The sequence below is a fragment of the Psychroserpens luteus genome (genome assembly GCF_015319355.1).
GTDB classification, from domain to species: Bacteria; Bacteroidota; Bacteroidia; order Flavobacteriales; family Flavobacteriaceae; genus Psychroserpens; species Psychroserpens luteus.
On the sequence record NZ_JADILU010000001.1, the window covers coordinates 96727 to 118926 of the forward strand.

The following is a 22200-nucleotide window of genomic DNA, read 5'->3' on the forward strand; positions in this document are numbered from 1 at the left end:
TTTGTTAGTTATGAAAGAGAATATAATACCACATACTTATCAAGTTTCAAAAGAACAGAGAATTGTATCTAACAATCATAACTCATTGTTATTATGGTTCACTGGTTTATCTGGATCTGGCAAATCAACAATTGCAAACTTGGTTGAGAAAGAATTATTTGATTTAGGAATAAAAACGTATTCTCTTGATGGTGATAACATTAGAAAAGGTATAAATAATGACCTTTCATTCGCTCCAGAAGACAGAACAGAAAATATAAGACGTATTGCTGAAGTTTCTCACTTGATGGTAGACGCAGGTTTGGTTGTTTTAGCAGCATTTGTTTCTCCGTACAAAAAAGATAGAGAGAATATTAGAACTATCGTTAAAGATGTTAACTTTGTTGAAGTTTATATTAACACAAGTGTGGAAGAATGTGAACGTCGTGATGTCAAGGGCTTATATAAAAAAGCTAGAGCAGGAGAAATCAAAAATATGACAGGAATCTCTGCTCCTTACGAGACTCCTGAGAGTCCAGATATTGAAATAAAAACCGAAAACGAATCTATAGAAGATTCTGTAAATAGAATTGTAGATTTTATTAAACCTAAATTACAACTCAACCATGAGTAAATATTATTTAAATTATTTAGACGAATTAGAGAGCGAGGCCATTTTTATTTTACGTGAAGTTTGGGCTCAATTCGAAAACCCTGTTATATTATTTTCAGGAGGAAAAGATTCTATATTAGTAACACATTTAGCTAAAAAAGCATTTTATCCAGCAAAAATCCCATTTCCTTTGATGCATGTAGATACAGGACATAATTTCCCTGAAACTATTCAATTTAGAGATGATATTATCAAGGAATTAGGTGTTGATTTAATCGTAGGTTCTGTTCAAGAATCTATTGATGATGGACGCGTAGCTGAAGAAAAAGGAAAAAATGCAACACGTAATGCACTACAAATTACAACGCTTTTAGACGCTATTGAAACCAATAAAGTAGATTGCGCTATAGGTGGAGGGCGACGTGACGAAGAAAAAGCAAGAGCTAAAGAGCGTTTCTTTTCACATCGTGACGATTTTGGTCAATGGGATCCTAAAAACCAACGACCAGAACTTTGGAATATCTTTAATGGTAAACATTTTGAAGGCGAACATTTTAGAGCTTTTCCTATAAGTAACTGGACAGAAATGGATGTTTGGAATTACATCAAGAGAGAGAATATTGCAATTCCATCATTATATTTTGCACATGAAAGAGAAGTGGTTTGGAGACAGGACACTTGGATTCCAAATTCTGAGTTTTTAATATTAGAAGATCATGAAGAGGTAGTAACAAAAAAGATTAGATTTAGAACTCTGGGTGATATTACAATTACTGGCGGTGATGAGTCTGAAGCTGATACATTAGAAAAAATAGCTATAGAGGTTGCTGGTATGAGAAATACCGAAAGAGGAAATAGAAGTGATGATAAGCGCTCAGAATCTGCAATGGAAGATAGAAAACGTCAAGGATATTTTTAAAATTAAGGAGCCTAAATGCTATTCAATTCACTTGATTTTGCGATTTTCTTTCCAGTTATATTCGTTCTTTATTGGTTAGTAACCAGTAATTTAACTCTTAGAAATATTTTGATTTTGGCAGCCAGCTATGTTTTTTATGGTTGGTGGGATTGGCGATTTTTATTCTTAATAGCAATAAGCACCTTAGTTGACTTCTATGTAGGGAAGCAAATCTATAATACAGAAAATGCGACCAAACGAAAACAGTTGCTTTTTGTAAGCTTATTTGTCAATTTAGGATTTCTTGTTTATTTTAAGTACACTAATTTTTTTATTGAAACATTTGTAGATTCATTCAGATTATTTGGAAGAGAGCTTGAAGTTTCAACATTAAATATAATATTACCTGTAGGTATTAGTTTTTATACGTTTCAAACATTAAGCTATACCATTGATATTTATAGAAAACAGTTAAAACCAACTAATGATCTTCTAGCATTTGGAGCTTTTGTATCGTTTTTTCCACAATTGGTTGCTGGCCCAATTGAAAGAGCATCTCATTTATTACCTCAATTCTATAAAACATATAAGTTTAATTATAAACTTGTAAAGTCTGGCCTTTTGCTAATGGCTTTTGGCTTATTTAAAAAAATGGTGATTGCAGATAGAGCGGCTCTATATGTAAATGAAGTTTATAATAATGTAGATGATTATGGAGGTGTAGGGTATCTCTATGCTACGGTTTTATTTGCATTTCAAATTTACTGTGATTTTTCTGCATATTCAGATATTGCAATAGGTTTAGGAAGAACGATGGGATTTGACTTAATGAAAAATTTTGATAGTCCGTATATTTCTAAATCCCTAACAGAATTTTGGAGGAGATGGCATATTTCTTTATCAACATGGTTTAGAGACTATTTATATATTCCTTTAGGAGGTAGCAAAAAAGGGAAGTATAGAACTTATGCTAATATATTTATTGTTTTCGTGGTTAGTGGTTTTTGGCATGGTGCTGCAATGACATTCATTATTTGGGGAGCTATACACGGTGTGATTTTGATGATAGAAAAAGGAAGTTTTAAGATTAGAAAAAGAGTGTTTAAAAAACTAGGTCTGCAAAAAAACAATTTTTCTAACCATCTTTTCTTCAGTTTAATCATATTTACTATTGTTTGTTTTGCTTGGGTGTTTTTTAGAGCAAATTCTTTAAATGATTCCTATCAAATAATACATGGTCTTTTTAATGACATTAATTTAGGTGAAATATTTAAAAAGGAAACTTATTTGGTTGGTTTTAAGCCTAATGAGTTTAGAGTAGTTAGTATTGCAATTTTATTATTGTTTATATTTGAGCATTTTCATAGAAAACTCAATGTAGTGAAAATGTTAAATAATGAAGCTACAATATTTAGATGGTCTTGTTATCTAACTATTGTATTATCAATTGTTGTTTTTGGTATTTATGGTGATAGAAATATTCAAGAGTTTATTTATTTTCAATTTTAATGATGAGGTCATTAGTTATTAAATGTTTGGTTTTTAGTCTTTTTTTAGTCTTTATTCTTTTAAAGATTGACCCTTTCTTTGTGAATAACAAGAGTTGGGATGTAAGCACGTTTAATTCATTTTATGAATCGGACAAAAATACATTAGATATCATTTTTATTGGTAGTTCGCATTTAAATAAAGGTGTAGATACTTATATCATTGATGCTAATTGTAAAACAAATTCGGTTAAGATTAGTGGAGGAGGAATGACGATTGCTCAAATGTATTATAATTTGAAAGAAGTCTTGAATAGTCAAAATCCAAATCTTGTTGTAATGGAAACATACACACTTATCGAACCTAAAGACACTTACAATAAGTTAATTGACGATAATGACAAATTGTTAGTGAAACCATATAATGCTGAATATTATAAGAGATTTGGTTTGGTAAAATATGAAGAAATAAGTAAAACATATCCTGATAGTAAGCTTTACAATATGTTTAATAGTTTTAGGTTTAATGATGTTTGGACTGATGGGGAACGACTTTCAGCTTCGACTCAGGCGAAGCTATCCTTAGATCCTAAAAAAATTAATCAAGACTATAATAAAAAACTATCATTTATTAGTGATGCTGTAATCGAACAGTATAATAATAAAGAGTTTTCAACTAAAAAGTTCTTTCTATCGGAAAACGAAAAATTATATCTGAATAAAATAATTGAGTTATCAAAAATCGAGAACTTCGAACTTCTGTTTTTTACAACACCAATTTTGGATGCCTATTATAAAAATACAGAAGTGGGTATCAATAAAGTGTCAAGCCAATTAAATAAACTTTTTAAAAGTCATGATAACGTAAAGTATTATGATATTAATCAAGAGGTTAAAGGATATGATAAAACACGTTTCTTACCAGGCACAATGAATCATAACCAACACCTTAATTACAAAGGAATTATAAACAATAGTAATTTGTTGTCAAAATTCATAAAAAATAATTATAAGTTTGATACAGATTCTGGAAATAGAACTCAAACTATCGAAGATATTTTATACAACAACAGAAAGATAGAAAAAGACTCTACTTTTTTTGGTAATATTATTGGTATTAATAACTTTAAATACCGTATTGGAGACAGTTTAACAAACACCATATCAGTTCCTAGACACCAAAAAAACATATCTATTAAAGGCTGGATGTTCAAGGAAGACTTAAATTTGAAGAGAACAACTAGAAAGCTCGCATTAAAGAAGAAAAATAATTTTATAGTTATATCTGAAGGCAACTTAAAAAACAGAGAAAATAAGTCAATATCAGAACGTTTTAGAGACAATTACAAAATGTCTGGTTTTCAATTTAACTTCAATAGACAATCAATAGAAAAAGGTAAATATAAAATTTACAACATTATAGAGTCTGATAAGGGAGAAATTTTTGTTAAAGATATGTGGAAATGGTTAATCATAGAATAAGAAAGATAATGATTGTGGAGAACTATCAATTTTAAAACATGAAGAGTTTAATTATAAAAACCATACTATTTTTTAGCCTAGTTTGTTTTATTGGCTATAGTCTTGACCCTTACTTTGTCGAGGATAAGATTGATTTTAGGAATTACTTCGCTTTTTATAAAAAACCTAAAAACTCCCTTAATACGATTACAATTGGTAATTCACATGAGCATTGTGGGTTAAATTCTAGAATTATTTCAGGAAAATGTCAGATAAATGCATACAATCTAAGTATGGCTGGAACAAATTTAAATGAAATGTTCAGTACATTAAAGGAAGCTCTAAGAACTCAGAAATCAGAACTCGTAATTATAGAAAATTTTGCATTGCTTGCTCCTGGACAACCGCAGGAACTTTTAAATAAAGAAGGAGAATTAATTGTAAACAATCCTAACTTCTTTTATGCTAAAAAAACCAGTTTTGATAAATTGAAAGAAGCAAACATTATCTTTAATGATAATGTTTATTATAAATCATTTAATATATTTAGAAATCACGAAACATGGTCAGATACTGAAACCGCATCAAATGTATTAAGTAAATATTTATCGAGTCAAAAAATCAATAATCATTATGATAATGCTTTAGGCACAACACAAATAAATAAATCTCGAGCAAAGAAGTATAGCGATACACCTTTTGTTGATTCAATAACTATTTCAAAAGACCAAAAAAGAATTATCAAAGAGATTATTAGCTTATCTAAAGAGAATAATTTTCAATTGATTTTCACTACTGTTCCTTTTTTTAATTTATATTATGAAAAAACAAAAAAAGAATATAACGTTGCATATAAACAACTAAAAGACCTAATAGGTAATCATGAAAATGTAAAATTTTTAGATATAAATAAAATTAAGAACTTAGATGAAAGCTATATTCTAGATGAGAAAAGCAAGGTTCTTGGAAACCAACATTTAAATTATAAAGGAAAGATTATTGCGAGTAATATATTAGCAAATTATATAAATAATAATCTTAATATTAAAGATGTTAACTACATTAAGAGCTTAACACTTGAGAGATTAATATATAATGTAAATAATAAAGAGAAAGATTCAAGTTTTTTGGGTTCTGTAAACAAAGTAAATGGTATTCTAAATAGTGGTATAAAGAAGAACTTACCTAAAGAGATTATCATACCTAAACAAAATAATTTTATAGAAATTTAGGTATGAATGCACATGAAAGGTATAGTGAATTCTGAGACACAAAAAATCATTGCACTTAAAAAAAATGAAACGTTCACTTATGTCAGTATCAAAAATCAAGTTCAAGAAAGGAAAGCACCATTATTGGAGGAAAGGTATGGAGAGGATTACAAGACTGGTGGATATAAATTCAAAATTTCAAAACGATTACTAGAAAAAAGAGAGTTATAGCATTTATCATATTTTGAAAGATGAAGATGGGAAATGTTATATCTCAAACACATATAAAAATTAAAATTAGAATAAAATTAAAACCAAAATCTAATGGCATTAAATAACAATCAACTACTAAGATTTACAACTGCAGGAAGTGTAGATGACGGAAAAAGCACATTAATAGGGAGATTACTCTATGATTCAAAATCTATTTTTGAAGATCAATTAGAAGCCATTACAAACACTAGTAAAAAGAGAGGTCATGACGGTGTCGATCTAGCACTTTTTACAGATGGACTTAAAGATGAAAGAGAACAAGGTATTACTATTGATGTTGCCTATAGATATTTTACAACACCAAAACGTAAGTTCATCATCGCAGATACACCAGGTCATATCCAGTACACTAGAAACATGGTTACTGGAGCTTCTACAGCAAATGCAGCAATAATTTTGGTTGATGCAAGACATGGAGTTATTGAGCAAACTAAAAGGCATTCATTTATCGCGTCATTATTACAAATACCACATGTAATTGTATGTATTAATAAAATGGATTTAGTAGATTATTCTGAAGAAACTTACACTAAGGTTATTAATCAATTTGAAGAGTTCTCATCTAAATTGTTGGTTCAGGATATTCAATTTATTCCAATTAGTGCGCTTAATGGCGATAATGTAGTGAATAGATCAAAGCACATGGATTGGTATCAAGGTGCGCCATTGCTTCATACTTTAGAGACGATGCATATTAGTAGCGATATTAATAAAGTTGATGCTAGGTTCCCTGTTCAAACTGTTCTAAGACCACAAAATGATACACATCGTGATTACAGAGGCTACGCAGGAAGATTAGCGAGTGGTGTTTTTAGAGTTGGTGATGAAATTACTGTAATGCCATCTGGGTTTACATCAAAAATTAAAACTATTGATACTTTAGATAAAGAACTAGATGAGGCCTACGCTCCAATGTCTGTTTCTATAACCTTAGAGGATGATATTGATATAAGTAGAGGTGATATGATTGTAAGGTCTAATAACAAACCAGAGCCTGTTCAAGATATTGAAGTGATGTTATGTTGGTTAAATAACAATCCAGCAAAACCAAGAGCAAAATACAGTATAAGACATACTAGTAATGAGCAAAAAGCGATGATTCAAGAAGTGGTATACAAAATAAACATCGAAAATTTAGGTCGTAATACTGAAGATAAAGATCTTAAAATGAACGATATTTCTAAAGTTAAAATACGAACTACTAAACCATTAATGGTTGATTCTTATAGAGAAAACAGAACAACAGGAAGTATCATTCTTATTGATGATGCAACAAATGAAACTGTTGCGGCAGGTATGATTGTTTAAAAGAAAAGTATTGATGAAACAATTTATATTACTTTCTTGTCTAATAGCTTTATTAAGTTCGTGTAATCAAAAGAAATCTCCAATCAATGATTCCATAGAAACAAAAAAAGAGGTGCTTTCAGTAAAAATGGATTTAAAAACCTCAGCGAAAGATGAATTTAAAATCATGCTAAACCAAATAGAAATTGATGAGTTTCAGAAAATCAATATTCATGTGAGTGAATTTATTCCTGTAACAAGTAACTATGAGAGTATGACTGTAAATTTTTTTGAAAATGTATTTTCAAAAAAGTTAGTAATAAGTTTAGGTAATAAATCTCAAAAGAAAGTTGAAATACAAAGTATATCGATTTCTAAAGGGTCAAACAGTATAGATATTCCTAAAGCTCAAATTAAAGATTACTTTATAGCTAGCAAGTTTGTTACATTTGATGATGAGTTAAATATTATCACAAAAAAAATAGACGGAAAGCACGCACCATTTTTATATGCTAATAATAAACTAATTAATTTACTTACAAAGAAATAGTTGTTTCTTAATATGAAATTTAAAAATTAATTTGGTTTGAGTATGAATTTTAATAGTATCGTTGCGAAATTTTTAAAATCTGATCTCATGGGCAGAAGTTTAAAAGTGCTGACTATTAAAATCTCAGGTGTATTTTTATTGTTTATATTATCTCTTTTTTTAACAAATTATTTTTCACCGAAACTTGTTGGACAGTTTGATTTCGTAAGGTCTATATTAATGATTATTGGAGGCCTTTCAATATTAGGGACCAATCAATCTATAATTTATTATTCAGGACTGTTTAAGTCTCAAAATTCAATGGGTTCATTGAAAAATGTTTATTATAAAATGTTAGGATTGATTCTTTTAACATGCACTATCTTATTAATAGTGAGTTTTTTAATACCTGAAAGTGTAATTAATAATATTTTTGATAAAAAAGAAGCTTCGTACCTCATTAACAAGGTTGTATTTTCTTTATCTCTATATGCAATTACTTTTTTAAATGTAGATATGCTTAGAGCACTTGGTAAAACTATTTTATCAGAGTTGTTTCGAAATGTTTTTAGATACTTACCCTTTTTAATCTTAGCTATTTATTTGGTGTATAGTTCTAATGAATTATATCTTATAGATGCGTACCTATTGAGTTTTTTATGTCTAGCTCTTGGATCATTTATTGTCATATATAGAATAATTTTAAAATCAGAATTAGAGGATATAACATCCCACTTAAGTTATAGGCATATTTTTTTGAAGTCGTACCCTATGGCTATTAGTGCGTTGTCCTACTTTTTAATGCAGAGTGTAGATATCTTATTATTAACAAAATATAGTACTTTTGAACAAGTTGCTTATTATGCAGTAGCTGTTAAACTATCAACAATAACATCGCTAGCGTTACTATCTGTTAATATAATTATAGCGCCAAAAATAGCCGAAATATATGCGAACAAAGATAATAATCAATTAAAAACGTTGCTTAAAAATAGTAACAGGCTTATTTTAATTTTAAGCTTTCCAGTAATTGTACTATTAGCCTTTTTTTCAGAATGGATTCTCAGTTTATTTGGAGATGAATACGTTGTTGCTCAAAATGCGCTTTTAATATTATTGTTAGGCCAATTATTTAATTCATTATGTGGTCCTGTTGGAGTTTATATGAATATGACAGGAAAGCAGAATAAGCTACAGAGAATGCTTATTTTTGGATTATTGCTTAATGTAATACTAAATATTATTTATATTCCAAAATATGGAATGATAGGAGCTGCATCATCAACAGCTTTTAGCATGATACTATGGAAAACTATAGCAGCAATAACAACCTTTAAACAAGATAAAGTAAAAACATTTATATCTTAAAAATTAAACCAAAAAATGAGTTTACCTAATTTTATTGTTTCAGGCTTCCCTAAATGTGGATCTACAGCACTTCATTATTATTTGAATGAGCACCCTGAAATATTTATGCCTAAGCAAAAAGAATTACATTTTTTTACAAGCCATATTTTAGGATTACAAAATCAAGGCAAAGGAGATAAAGAAATAAAAAAAACTCAAATAAAAACTCAGGAAGATTATAATAAATGTTATAATAACGTTAAAGATGAGATAGCTATTGGAGATGCTTCACCATCTTATATTAATTATCCTTCGGAATTTAAAAATATAAAGACAAAGCTAAACAATCCTAAGGTTATTATTTTATTAAGAGACCCTATTAAAAGGGCGCACTCTAATTATTTACACTTGGTCAGAGCTCACCGTGAGACTTTGAGTTTTTATGATGCCTTAATTAAAGAGGAGAAACGAAAAGAATTAAGCTATTCAGATTTCTGGTATTATACCTTTAATTCGTTATATTTTGATAAGATAAAAGAAGCTAAGAATGTTTTTGACGAAGTATTAATTATTACTCAAGAAGAACTTTCTAAAAACACTGAAATTACAATAAAGAAAGTATTTCAATTTTTAGAAGTAGATAGTGATTTTAAACCATCTAATCTAGATAAGAGGTATAACCCTGGGGGAACTTACAAAAGTAATTTTATTACTAAAATTATATTCAAAGACAATAGTTTTAAAACAGCTATTAAAAAAAGTTTTCCAATTCCAGTGTGGCTTAAGCATTTGAAACAAAGAATAATTAAAAAATTTAAAGTAGAAACACCTGAAATTGACATCAAAACAGAAACGTATCTGTCAGAGGTTTTTAAGGATGATGTGAACAAAATAAAAACATTAAATGTAGATGTTTCTAAATGGAACTCTAAATATTTTCAATAAACTAAAATGAAATTTACAACCGATTTAAAAAGCATAACAGTCTTGGTGTTTTTATTAGGAATATTTTTTATTCCTTTTAATTCATTTGAAGGTTATAGCTTTTTAGGAGAATACAGTAGAGATTCTTGTGTGTTATTTTTTTTACTTTCATCAGTATTAGTTTTTTTTTCAGGAAAAATCAAACTCCCTTTAAGGGATCCAATTTTCCATTTATTATTAGTACTCTTAATATGGTTTGTGTTTTCAATAGTATTTAATAGTTATGACTTATTTAATTATTATTTTAAACATACTTCAGGCGTTTCACGTTTTTTAAGACAATTTCTGTCATTAGTTATTTCATCATTAGTCTTATTAATAACATTTTATAATATTCTAGTAAAATATGAATTGAAAACTATTATTTATAAAATTAGAAAAACATTTCTTTATTCATTAATCGTTGTTGTTATTTATGGCAGTATTGAATTTATGATTCTTAAGTTTCAAATGAATAATTTAATTGAGACATTATATCTCTTTGACTATTTCCCTTTCACCTCTGTAAATATTGATAAATGGACTCATAGAATTTCTTCTGTGACATTTGAGCCTCCTGCCTTAGCTACTTACTTACTGAGTATTTCTGGTTGGATGTTTAGTTATATTCTTACTAATAAGGGTTTTAAGCGTTTTTTGCCAGGGTTATTTGTTATACTTTTTTCTTTTTTATCAGAATCTAGAGCAGTATTTTTTATAATAATTGTTCAGGCTTTTGTATTTGCACTTTATTTAATGAAGGATAAAAAATTTAATAAGTTATTTGTTAAAATATTTCTCATATCTGTGTTCACAGGTTCTGCTTTTTTTATATTTTTCATGAGAACGACAGTAGAATATGTTTATGATGAATTTGCATCCTTTAAAATTGATGATGATATACATTCTACATCAAATAAAACTCGATTTGGGATACAAGCTGCTATGTTCGAGGTTTTTCTAGAAAACCCTGTTGTTGGCACAGGCTATGGTCTTCAAGCATTTGAATCTAAAGAAAAATACCCTAAATGGGCTACTGAAAATAATTGGGAGTTTAGAAGAAAACATTTAAATGAAGACCACGCACCTTTTCCTCCTGGTTTTAATTTATATTTAAGAATTTTAGCTGAAACAGGAATTATTGGTTTTTTAATTTTAATTATATTTATCAGCAGTATTTTATTATGGTGTTATAATAAAACATTTAGAAGGCAAAATGACGAAACCATAATTGCACTTATTATAACAATTTCTATGGTAGGTTTTGTATTTAATTGGCTAAAAGCAGATACCTTTAGAATATATGGTTTTTGGTTATGCCTTGCAATCATTATGGGAATAAAACAACAACAGAATAAAATTAATGGAGCAAAGTAGACTTGTTATTGTAATGGCACATTATAATAATCCAAAAGGTTTAGAAGAATCAATAACTTCAATAGATGAACAAATTAATGTTGATGTTATTGTTGTTGATGATGGAAGTAACTCTAAACCAAACGAGCAATTACTCAATCAAATTTATAAATTAGGACAAATTCATTTTGAATATTTAGATCAAAATAGTGGTGTAGGTATTGCTGCAAACTTGGGTTTAGCATTGGCATTAAAAAAGGGCTATGAATTAATTGGTCGATTTGATTGTGGAGATCTTTTTATGAAGGATAAATGCCTAAAACAATTAAATTATTTGGATAAAAATAAAGATGTTAAATTATTAGGAACTTGGGCAAATGTCATAGATAATCATGGGGAATTTTTACACGAACTCAAGCACCCAACAGACTATGAAAGTATCAAGAAAAAAATGTACTTAAATAGTATGTTTTTAAACCCATCTGTTATATTTTATTCTGAAATTATAAATACAGTTGGTAATTACCCGTTGAAATATAAAAGAGCATCTCAAGACTATGCGTTCTTTTTTAAAGTTATAAAAAAGTTTAAGTCAGAAAATTATCCTGAAGTACTTATGGATTATATATCGGATCCCAATTCTATTTCAACTAAGAAAAGAAGACTCCAAGTATTTAATAGAATTAGAGTGATTTTTGATAATTTCTATTTTGGCCTTTATCCAATATATGGGCTAATTAGAAACACTGCATTACTATTTGTATCAAGAAGCTTTACTACAGCAATAAAGAAAAGGTTCAAATTAAGTTGAAAGTAATAGAAAAAGTATATCACTATTTATTCTACGCATTGGTATTTACCATTCCGTTTGAAGATAATATAAGAATAGTCCCCAATATATTAATGGGAGTCTTATTTGTGTTACTTCCATTTGTTGAAAAAAGCTTTAAGCACAAACTTATTTCAAATAAAACGTATTTAATAGCAATTGTATTCACATTGTTTATTGGCTTAACATCGTTAGTTTTTGGAACGTTTTCAGATGATTTTAATATTTTAAAAAAACTGTTAATACTTATAGCAGTAATAATATTGTCTATCCCAATTCAAAGACACACAAATGTGCTTTTGTTATTTATACTATCAGTAGCATTAGGAAACCTTATTTCAATTTTCAACATAGGTCTTTACGTATGGGAAGTTGGAGGTTTTGAAATAGCATCTGGTGAGAAAATTAATGAAATCTTGTTTATAGAGCGGTTATATTTTGGCTTTATCAATTGTTTAAGTATTGCTTTTTCTTTAAGGCTTTGGTCAAAATCAAGCAAAATACTTAAAAGAGGTTTTATTGTAAGCATTTTATTTAGTGTATTCATGATATTACTGGTTGCATCTCGAATGGCTATCTTAACAAGTTTGGTCATTTGTTTCCTTAAGATTCTTCATCATACTAATGTTAAAAAAACACTTATAGCTTTAGGCTTAGGACTTTGTGTAATCGTAGCTATGTTCTTTTTAAATGATAACCTTGCTAAACGATTTATGTATGTAGATAAACAAAAAGACTTATTACATAAAATAAGAGAGTGGGAGCCTAGATTTGTAATATGGAAATGTGGCTTTTCTAATGTTGCTAGTTCCAATCATGAATTATTTTTAGGAGACGGTTTTTATCAAACACAACAGCGTCTAAATGATTGCTACATCAATTCTATTTCTAAAGAAAAACGCTTGAAATACTTTCTCGAAACACGTTTTAATACACACAATCAATATTTAGATTTATTATTAAGCAAAGGGATTTTTGGTTTATGCTTTTTATTACTATTAATTTATTGGCTTATTCATAAAAATAAGAGAGATATCAATCAATTAAACATTCTAATAGTCTTAGTCTTATTTGGTCTAGTTGAGAATTTCTTACATCGTCAAATAGGTGTATATTTGTTCGCGTTAGTTCTAGTAGTTTTAACAGTAAAAAATTCAGAAGATAATATACTAGATGAGTAGAAAAAAAATAGTTCATATTCTTCATTCAATTGGTGGTGTTGATACATCTTTGAGAATGATTTTAGATAATATAGACGCTTCAAAATTTGAAAGCATCATTATTCATGGCAAAAAAGACAATTCAAACTTTTACGATAGTTCTAATAATCGGTTAAAAGAATATTTTTTACCAATTGAAAGAGATATCAGTCCAATTAAAGATATCAAATCGATATTTCAAGCTAGAAAGATAATCTTCCAAGAAAAACCAGATTTAATTCATGCACACAGTGCCAAAGGTGGTGTGATTGGTAATATTTTAGGCAAGCTTTTTAAGTCTATAACAGTTTTTCATACGCCACAAGCATATTCTTTTTTAAGCGCAGAGAGCCCTTTAAAACGTAAAATTTATGTTTTAATAGAAAGACTTGTTAAAAGTAAAAATTCAGTTTTATTGGCTTCTTCTAATTCTGAATTAGAAAGAGGAATTAAAGAAATCAAGTACAAAAAAGAAGAGACTTTATTATTTGATAACTGTATTGCTCCAATAAAGCTCAACCCAGAATTTAGTGACATTTCTAATTATAATCTTCCAGAGAATTATATATGTACTGTAGGTAGACCTTCCTATCAAAAGAATATTGAAATGATGATCGAGGTTTTAAGGAATGTAAAAGATGAAATACCCGATATTCATTTGGTCATTATGGGTATTGGTGTTGTAAGTCCCAATACAGAGAGCGTTAAAAGTCTTATAAAGAAGTATAAATTAGAAGCAAACACAACGTTGATTGAGTGGACAGAGCGCGAGAGAATTTTTCACATAGTCTCTGGTTCGAAATTTTACCTTTCAACCGCAAGATATGAGGGGTTACCGTATGCTATAATAGAGGGCTTGTCCTTGTCTAAAGCTACAGTTGCAACTAATTGCGATGGTAATAAAGATTTGATTATAGATGATTATAATGGTTATTTGGTAGGTCAAGAAGATGTAGAGACATTTGCTAATAGAGTTATTACCTTATACAATTCTGATACTTTAAAAGACAAGTTTGAAAAAAACGCATTACAATTATTTCAAAACAAGTTTAATTTAGAGAATAACATTAAGAACTTAGAGCAAATATATTTAGATTTTTGCTAAACTGCTACAAATTCCATAACCACAGTATGCTAATAGTTTTAAGGTATTTACTTCTATTTTTGAGATAAAAAATTATCTTTGACCTTTCTTAAATTTTAGAAAAGAAATGATATATAATAAACGCTACTCCAAATGGATAAGACCAGTGTTATTTATTATGGATTTATTCATAATTTTGGCAGTATCGTATACCCTTTTATCTAATTCGCTGCTAGATTTATTTTTCTTTGGTTTATTTTGGATTTGCCTGTCTTTTTTCTTTTCGTTCTATAAGGTGTATAGATTCACTACAATAATTAGGATTATTTCTTTACTGTCTAAACAAATTTCAGTTTTTACGCTCCTTATATTCACGTATTATTACATCAAAGGAGCCTTTATTGATTTTAAGGTTATTTTTCTGTTTTATGTACTTCTACTTATTATTTTCAACCTTTGGAGAATTGTATTACACAGTCTTTTTAGAAAATATAGAGTAGTAATAGGAGGAGACTACAATAGAGTTGTTATTTTAGGAAAAAATAGCTCTACTAAAAGATTAGAGTTGTTCTTTAATAATGAGCCAAGTTATGGGTATAAGTACTCGGGGTTTTTTACAGACAAAAATGAAAACAATAAGCTTGGGAGTATAAGTGAAAGTTTTGATTATGTGCTAGAAAAAAACATAGATGAAATTTACTGTTCAATAAAAGAATTAACTAATGATCAAATAACTAAACTTATTTTTTTTGCAGATAATAACTTAAAGACATTAAAATTTATTCCAGACAACAAGTATATTTTTTCAAAAAAACTTAAGTTTGAGAATTATAATATAATACCAATACTTTCTTTAAGTGAAATACCACTTAAAACAGGTATCAACAAGTTTACAAAAAGAGCATTTGATATTATCTTTTCTCTTTTGGTAATTATTGGTATATTATCATGGTTTACACCGTTAATTGCTTTATTGATAAGGCTAGAATCAAAAGGGCCAGTGTTTTTTAAACAATTACGATATGGTGCAGATTTTAATCTTTTCGCATGTTATAAATTTAGGTCTATGATGGCTAATAAAGATTCTGACTCAGTTCAAGCAGCAAAAAATGACATGAGAATTACTAAAATGGGTAAGTTTATTAGACGAACAAGTATTGACGAATTGCCTCAATTTTTTAATGTATTGTTTGGAAGTATGTCTGTTGTAGGTCCTAGACCTTTATTATTAAGTCATACTAATGATTACAAAAACAAGATTAATAAGTTTATGGTTCGTCATACAGTAAAACCTGGAATAACAGGATTAGCACAAGTTAGTGGTTACAGGGGTAATATAGAAACAGATATGGATATGCAGAATAGAGTTAAATATGATATTTTTTATGTCGAAAATTGGTCTTGGACCTTAGACTTTAAAATAATCATTAAAACTATTTCGAACGTACTAAAAGGAGAAGAAAAAGCATATTAATAATACAAAATAAAGAATGAGAGTATCAGTGATTGGCACAGGTTATGTAGGGTTAGTAACCGGAACATGTTTGGCAGAAACAGGTAATGAAGTCATCTGTGTTGACATCGATGAAAGCAAGGTTGAGAAGATGAAAAATGGTGAAGTTCCTATTTATGAACCTCATTTAGATGTAATATTTGAACGAAATATCAAAGCTAATAGATTGCGATTCACAACATCGTTAGAAGAGGGATTAAATCATGGAGACATCATCTTTTTAGCACTTCCAACACCTGAAGGAGAAGATGGTTCTGCAGATTTAAAATATATTTTAGGTGTTGCAGATGATATCGGTAAATTGATTAAAGATTATAAAGTAATTGTTGACAAAAGTACAGTTCCAGTTGGGACCTCAGAAAAAGTAAGAGAAGCTATTGCAAAAAACACATCTGTAGATTTTGATGTGGTATCAAACCCTGAATTTTTAAGAGAAGGATTTGCTGTTGATGATTTTTTAAAACCTGAGAGAATTGTTATTGGAACAGAATCTGATCGTGCAATTCAATTAATGAAGAAGCTCTATCAACCTTATGTGAGATCTGGAAACCCGATTATAGTTATGGATGAAAAATCTGCTGAGTTAACTAAATATGCAGCAAATTCATTCTTGGCTACAAAAATTACATTCATGAATGAAATTGCTAATTTTTGTGAAAAAGTAGGTGCTGATGTGGATAAAGTAAGAATAGGAATGGGTACAGATTCTAGAATAGGTAAACGATTCCTTTTTCCAGGAATTGGTTATGGAGGATCTTGCTTTCCTAAAGATGTTAAAGCATTACAAAAATCTGGTTTGGATTTAAATTACGACTTTAAAATTTTAAATGCTGTCATTGAAACTAACACAACTCAAAAAACTATATTAATCCCAAAAATAAAAAACTATTTTAATAATAACCTAAAAGGGAAAAATATTGCTATTTGGGGACTGGCATTCAAGCCTGAAACCGATGATATTAGAGAAGCACCAGCATTATTCGTCATAAATGAACTTTTAAAAGAAGGAGTCAATATTACCGCTTTTGATCCTGAGGCAATGCCAAATGTAGAAAGGCAATTAGGTTCTAAAATAAAATTTGTTGATGATATGTATAGTGCACTTGATGGAGTTGATGCACTAGTGATATGTACAGAATGGAGCATTTTTAGAACACCTAATTATAATAAAGTCAGAGATAGAATGAAAGAAACTGTCATTTTTGATGGAAGAAATCTTTATGAACTGAATGAAATACACAAAGAAGTTAAATTTTATAGTTCAATAGGAAGATAGTATTATGAAAAAAGTATTAATTACTGGAGCAGCTGGTTTTTTAGGGTCTCATCTTTGTGATCGATTTATAAAAGAAGGTTACAAAGTCATAGGTATGGATAATTTCATAACTGGTGATTCAAAAAATGTGAAGCATTTGATGAACCACTCAAATTTTGAATTTATAGAACATGATGTGACTAATTTTATTAGTATAGATGGAGAGTTGGATTACATCCTTCATTTTGCATCACCAGCAAGTCCAATAGACTATTTAAAAATCCCTATACAAACACTTAAAGTTGGTTCATTAGGTACTCATAACTTATTGGGAGTAGCAAAAGAAAAAAATGCTAGAATGTTAATAGCATCTACATCCGAAATTTATGGAGACCCATTAGTTCATCCTCAAACAGAAGATTATTATGGGAATGTGAACACTATTGGCCCAAGAGGTGTTTATGATGAAGCTAAAAGGTTTCAAGAGTCAATAACAATGGCTTATCATAGGTTTCATGGAGTAGAGACTAGAATCGTTCGTATTTTTAATACTTATGGCCCAAGAATGAGATTAAACGATGGGCGAGTAATTCCTGCTTTTATGGGACAAGCCTTAAGAGGAGAAGATTTAACCATCTTTGGAGATGGTTCTCAAACACGCTCATTTTGTTATATTGATGACCAAGTTGAAGGGATATATAGATTATTGTTAAGCGATTATGTTTACCCTGTCAATATTGGTAATCCTCACGAAATATCAATTAGTGATTTTGCTGAAGAAATAATCAAATTAACAAATACCACTCAAAAAGTGATTTATAAGGATCTTCCTGTGAATGATCCAATGCAACGTCAGCCAGACATCTCATTGGCGAGAAAACTGTTGGGTTGGGAACCTAAAGTGCAAAGAGAAGAAGGAATGAAAATAACGTTTGAATACTTTAAAAACTTAACTAAAGAAGATTTGCATAAAAGTGAACACAAAGACTTCACTGATTATATAAAATAATTTAATGGAGTTTAAACGTGGAAGATATTCATGGATTTTAAGGCCCATACTTATTACCTACGACTTGTTCGTATTGAATATTTTCGCATACTATTTATTGAATTTTAACGATGAAAACTTACGTTTCTTTTCCTTAAAAATTTTTAACAATAAATACTTACTTTATTTTATTTACTCTGTAATACTATGGTTAGTCTCTACATACTTTCTCAAATTTTATAAAGTATATAGGTATACCTCTTTATTAAATATTATATCGCTAATTTTTAGACAATTTTTTGTTTATGGATTTATCACTTTTGCTTTTGTAGGTGTTTTTAGGAGTATTAATATTCAAGCTATTGATACTATAAAATACTTAGTCTATGCTTTTGGAGCAATCGCTTTAATTAAACTTTTAAGCTATTATGTTTTAAAATCGGTAAGAGTATATCTAAAAGGAAATTTAAGAAATATTGTTGTTATTGGTAAAGGAGATAGCGTTAAGCAACTCAAAAAAATATTCCTTGATAAAAAAGAATTAGGTTATAAAATAATTGGAGTATTTAATAATGAAGCTATAAATAATGATGGAACCATTAAGGATAGTTTTTCCTTTTTAGAAGGTAATAATAGAGTTGATGAGATTTATTGCGCCATAGATGAATTGACAGAGAAGCAAATTAATGAGTACGTTAGATATGCAAATTTAAACCACTGTAACATCAAATTTATTCCAAATTCTAACAAGCTTTTTACAAAAAGATTAAAAATCGATTTTTACAATTATGTACCAGTATTATCCATCCAGGAAGTAGCTTTAAATAATGAATTAAATAAGTTTCTTAAAAGAAGTTTTGATATTATTTTTTCATTGTTTATTATCATTTTTGTTCTCTCTTGGTTATCTGTGATACTATTTATTCTTATAAAATTAGAGTCTAAAGGCCCTTTGTTTTATAAGCATAAACGAACAGGTATTAATTATAAAGAGTTTTATTGTTATAAGTTTAGATCACTTAAAACAACTAAGGAAGTAAAAGGTACTTATGTGAAAAAAGATGATAAAAGAGTGACTGCCATCGGGAAATTCTTGCGAAAAACAAGTTTAGACGAACTTCCTCAATTTATCAATGTGCTTAAGGGAGATATGAGTGTTGTTGGCCCAAGACCACACATGCTTTCATATACAGATGATTACTCAAAAAAAATTAATAAATACAACTTTATTTTTAGACATAATGTAAAACCGGGTATCACAGGTTTAGCACAAATTAAAGGCTATAGAGGAGAAATAAAATTAGATAAAGATATTATTAACCGAATAAAGTACGACATTTTCTATATTGAGAATTGGTCAATACTTTTAGACATTAAAATCATATTTAAAACCATTGTAAATTTTATTAAAGGAGATGATAAAGCTTATTAAATAATAGCTTTTAATAATTCTAATTGCTTCTTGAAATTGAAATTATCTACAGCAACATCTTGTATGTTTTGTCTTCTTTCTAACGTTAAAGACTCCATTTTAATGTTAGAAATTACTCTGTTTAAATCACCATAGTCACCAGAAGTAGCTATCCACCCTAAATTGTTGTTTTCTATAACATTTTCACCCTCACCACCTCCAAAATAAAGCATTGGCATACCTAAACGAGCGTATTCAAAAATCTTTGAAGGCACACTGCCATAAATTCTATTTAGTAGTGGTATAATGGCTATATCATATTTTAATAATAGAGGATGAAGTTCATCTCTTGTGACTCGACCATGAAAAAAAATAGGAAGTTCAGGGTGTTGATATACAAAATCTTCAATTAGTGATTGCTCAGCTCCAGATCCATAAATATGTAATTCAATAGTAGAATAATCTAACGCAGTACATAATTTATAAATGCCTTGAGCAATCCCTAAAAGACCTGCGTAAACTATTTTTAACTTACCGCTAGAAGTTACTTGTTGAAGTTGTGGAGGTTGAAAATCGGGATAGTTTCGGTATAAAAATGTCTTTTTATTTGGAAACATAGAAATCACATGAGTTAAAATCTCTTCGCTTTGACCTAAAATTAAGTTTGCATTTTTGTAATTAAAGCGTTCGATTTTTTCTAGCATTTTATAACTAAAATTCTTTTTTAATGCGCCTAACTCTAATCCAGCTATAGGCCAGAGATCACTAACATTTAAGATGAGGTTTCGTTTTTTATTCCGAAGAAAAAACATAGAAGTAAAGGCGACTAAAAGTGGTGGAGATTGCACAATAACAGTCTTAGGGATTTTATTCCACATGAAAAACCAAATCAAACTACAACTATACGATAACATAGCGATTAAACGTAATAACTTGTTTTTTGAATTGCTTGCATAAATCCAAAGGCGATGAATAGTAATGTTTTTTTCTTCGGAAACATGCCTGAATTTAACCTTATAACCGTCAAAAATTTTACCGGTAGGATAATTAGGTAAAGGCGTTAAAACAGAAACATTAAAATCATTTTGTTGCAAGCCATTTGCTAACTGAAAAATACGGTTGGAAGCAGCTCCAATTTCTGGAGGAAAATAACTTGTAATAATTAAGACCTCTTTTTTCATGAATCTAAATTAACGTGTGATGTAAATTGTTTTAGTTTTCCGCTTTTAGAGCGTTTTAATGTCGATTGTTTTTCAAAAGTTATAGTCAATCCTTGTTCTAGATAGCGTTCCATTTCCTGAGCAATGGTATTCTTTTTTTCTTCAGAAAGTGTCTCTTCACTCACATAAATGACCTTAAATAGGTGTTTCTCTAATTGTTCAATAATAAACTCTTTTACATTACCATCATCTTCAATAATACTTTTGGTAATGTAATAGAATGTAAGACCTGCAGCTTTTTTTCCGCTAGGTAAAACAGCAATATCATTAGTTCTACCAATTAATGTTTTTAATAATGGTTTTTTTAAAGTGCTCCTTTTAGAAAGTACTCCAATATCACCAATATCATATCTTATAAAAGGATGTGCTTTGTTGTACAATGAAGTGATTACTATACGCCCTTCTTCTTCATGAGGTAAGATATTATCATTCTCATCTAATATCTCAATATATAATGTTTCGCTATTGAGTTGCCATTCATTATTAATGTTTTGAAATGCGATTAAGTCTAATTCAGAAGCACCATATTCGTTAATTACGGGTACTCCAAATTGTTGTTCCATTAGCTTTTTATCCTTATCAAATAACATTTCCGAAGTAACAATACAAGCTTTTAATGTTGGGCAAATAGAGGTTAAGCAAATAGATTGTCTCTCTAGAAATTTTGCAAATTGGACGATAGAACTCGTGTAACCATTGATGTAATCAAACTTAGTGGTTTTAAATTTTAGTAAATGTGCCTTAAAAGCAGCATCACTTAAATCAAATACCGAAAACCTGTAACGTTTACTCAAACTGTCCTTAAACCGTTCTTTATAATATCCTTTTTTATCTAACGGAATTCCATAAAAACGAGCCTGTCGTGACGTGTTAAAATCTAATCCATACCAACCAAATCTGTTTTGAATGACAGCCCAAGTCATAGCATGGCTAAACTTGTCTTTAGCAAACACAAACGGATCTCCAGAAGATCCAGAAGTTTTATTTACATAAACATTTTTAGCTGTAAAACCTTTTGACAATCGCTCTTCAAGTGGTTGTTGTAAATCTTTTTTAGTCATCACAGGTATAGACGACCATTGATTTGAATCTGCTTTTGGAGCTAATGATTTATAGTATGGGTTATTCTTTAGGTGATAATTTACAATAGCATGAAGCTTATCATCTAAAAATATTTTATAATCAATATCATTTTTTTGCTGAATATGGACCAATTCCTTTTTAGCCTTATCCAAAGGGTAGCCATTTAATCGTAAAGAAAAATCGAAAAGGTTCAAAAAATTGATAAGGTTTGTAT

Annotated in this window: 20 protein-coding genes; 18 read left to right on the forward strand and 2 right to left on the reverse strand. The window is 29.0% G+C overall.

What is annotated here, in order from left to right; translation table 11 throughout:
* The first annotated feature begins 10 nt into the window (after positions 1 to 10).
* The 18 genes from cysC to IM744_RS00550 all read left to right on the forward strand — a co-directional run bounded on the left by cysC (position 11) and on the right by IM744_RS00550 (position 19704).
* Complete coding sequence (gene cysC, locus IM744_RS00465) at positions 11 to 613, forward strand: adenylyl-sulfate kinase (RefSeq protein WP_194506121.1); 603 nt, start codon at positions 11 to 13, stop codon at positions 611 to 613.
* Positions 606 to 1511, forward strand: a complete 906-nt coding sequence (cysD, locus tag IM744_RS00470) for a sulfate adenylyltransferase subunit CysD (protein ID WP_194506122.1) — start codon at positions 606 to 608, stop codon at positions 1509 to 1511. The genes cysC and cysD overlap by 8 nt, the downstream gene beginning before the upstream one ends.
* 15 nt (positions 1512 to 1526) lie before the next feature.
* Positions 1527 to 2999, forward strand: coding sequence for an MBOAT family O-acyltransferase (locus IM744_RS00475; protein WP_194506123.1), 1473 nt, complete (start codon positions 1527 to 1529; stop codon positions 2997 to 2999).
* Positions 3000 to 3079: 80 nt separating this feature from the next.
* Complete coding sequence (locus IM744_RS00480) at positions 3080 to 4459, forward strand: hypothetical protein (RefSeq protein ID WP_194506124.1); 1380 nt, start codon at positions 3080 to 3082, stop codon at positions 4457 to 4459.
* A 38-nt stretch (positions 4460 to 4497) separates the two neighbouring features.
* Positions 4498 to 5670, forward strand: coding sequence for a hypothetical protein (locus tag IM744_RS00485; RefSeq protein ID WP_194506125.1), 1173 nt, complete (start codon positions 4498 to 4500; stop codon positions 5668 to 5670).
* A gap of 12 nt (positions 5671 to 5682) precedes the next feature.
* Positions 5683 to 5880 carry a hypothetical protein gene (locus tag IM744_RS00490; RefSeq protein ID WP_194506126.1) on the forward strand — a complete coding sequence of 66 codons (198 nt, stop codon included), beginning with the start codon at positions 5683 to 5685 and terminating at the stop codon, positions 5878 to 5880.
* A 93-nt stretch (positions 5881 to 5973) separates the two neighbouring features.
* Positions 5974 to 7230 carry a sulfate adenylyltransferase subunit CysN gene (gene cysN / locus IM744_RS00495; protein WP_194506127.1) on the forward strand — a complete coding sequence of 419 codons (1257 nt, stop codon included), beginning with the start codon at positions 5974 to 5976 and terminating at the stop codon, positions 7228 to 7230.
* 13 nt (positions 7231 to 7243) lie between these two features.
* Positions 7244 to 7759, forward strand: a complete 516-nt coding sequence (locus tag IM744_RS00500) for a hypothetical protein (protein ID WP_194506128.1) — start codon at positions 7244 to 7246, stop codon at positions 7757 to 7759.
* A 300-nt stretch (positions 7760 to 8059) separates the two neighbouring features.
* Complete coding sequence (locus IM744_RS00505) at positions 8060 to 9106, forward strand: MATE family efflux transporter (RefSeq protein WP_394354969.1); 1047 nt, start codon at positions 8060 to 8062, stop codon at positions 9104 to 9106.
* A gap of 15 nt (positions 9107 to 9121) precedes the next feature.
* A complete protein-coding gene (locus IM744_RS00510) occupies positions 9122 to 10030 on the forward strand; it encodes a sulfotransferase family protein (protein ID WP_194506130.1) in 909 nt (302 codons plus the stop codon).
* 6 nt (positions 10031 to 10036) lie between these two features.
* On the forward strand, positions 10037 to 11425 hold the full coding sequence (locus tag IM744_RS00515; protein ID WP_194506131.1) for an O-antigen ligase family protein: 1389 nt from the start codon (positions 10037 to 10039) through the stop codon (positions 11423 to 11425).
* Positions 11412 to 12215, forward strand: coding sequence for a glycosyltransferase (locus IM744_RS00520; protein ID WP_194506132.1), 804 nt, complete (start codon positions 11412 to 11414; stop codon positions 12213 to 12215). The genes IM744_RS00515 and IM744_RS00520 overlap by 14 nt, the downstream gene beginning before the upstream one ends.
* Positions 12212 to 13414: an O-antigen ligase family protein gene (locus IM744_RS00525; protein WP_194506133.1), complete on the forward strand. Its 1203-nt coding sequence runs from the start codon at positions 12212 to 12214 to the stop codon at positions 13412 to 13414. The genes IM744_RS00520 and IM744_RS00525 overlap by 4 nt, the downstream gene beginning before the upstream one ends.
* On the forward strand, positions 13407 to 14537 hold the full coding sequence (locus tag IM744_RS00530; RefSeq protein ID WP_194506134.1) for a glycosyltransferase: 1131 nt from the start codon (positions 13407 to 13409) through the stop codon (positions 14535 to 14537). Before IM744_RS00525 ends, IM744_RS00530 begins: the two co-directional genes overlap by 8 nt.
* A gap of 157 nt (positions 14538 to 14694) precedes the next feature.
* Complete coding sequence (locus IM744_RS00535) at positions 14695 to 15990, forward strand: undecaprenyl-phosphate glucose phosphotransferase (RefSeq protein WP_241738264.1); 1296 nt, start codon at positions 14695 to 14697, stop codon at positions 15988 to 15990.
* 16 nt (positions 15991 to 16006) lie between these two features.
* Positions 16007 to 17305: a UDP-glucose dehydrogenase family protein gene (locus tag IM744_RS00540; RefSeq protein ID WP_194506136.1), complete on the forward strand. Its 1299-nt coding sequence runs from the start codon at positions 16007 to 16009 to the stop codon at positions 17303 to 17305.
* Positions 17306 to 17309: 4 nt separating this feature from the next.
* Positions 17310 to 18293, forward strand: a complete 984-nt coding sequence (locus tag IM744_RS00545) for a UDP-glucuronic acid decarboxylase family protein (protein ID WP_194506137.1) — start codon at positions 17310 to 17312, stop codon at positions 18291 to 18293.
* 4 nt (positions 18294 to 18297) lie between these two features.
* The gene (locus tag IM744_RS00550; RefSeq protein ID WP_194506138.1) at positions 18298 to 19704 is read left to right on the forward strand and encodes an exopolysaccharide biosynthesis polyprenyl glycosylphosphotransferase; all 1407 of its coding nucleotides are present in this window, start codon (positions 18298 to 18300) and stop codon (positions 19702 to 19704) included.
* On the opposite strand, the gene IM744_RS00555 is transcribed toward IM744_RS00550, so the two are convergent.
* Together IM744_RS00555 and IM744_RS00560 are read right to left on the reverse strand one after the other, a co-directional pair.
* Complete coding sequence (locus tag IM744_RS00555) at positions 19701 to 20864, reverse strand: glycosyltransferase family 4 protein (protein WP_194506139.1); 1164 nt, start codon at positions 20862 to 20864, stop codon at positions 19701 to 19703. The two genes, IM744_RS00550 and IM744_RS00555, sit on opposite strands and share 4 nt — an antisense overlap.
* Positions 20861 to 22180, reverse strand: coding sequence for a phenylacetate--CoA ligase family protein (locus IM744_RS00560; RefSeq protein ID WP_194506140.1), 1320 nt, complete (start codon positions 22178 to 22180; stop codon positions 20861 to 20863). Before IM744_RS00560 ends, IM744_RS00555 begins: the two co-directional genes overlap by 4 nt.
* Between the last annotated feature and the right edge of the window lie 20 nt (positions 22181 to 22200).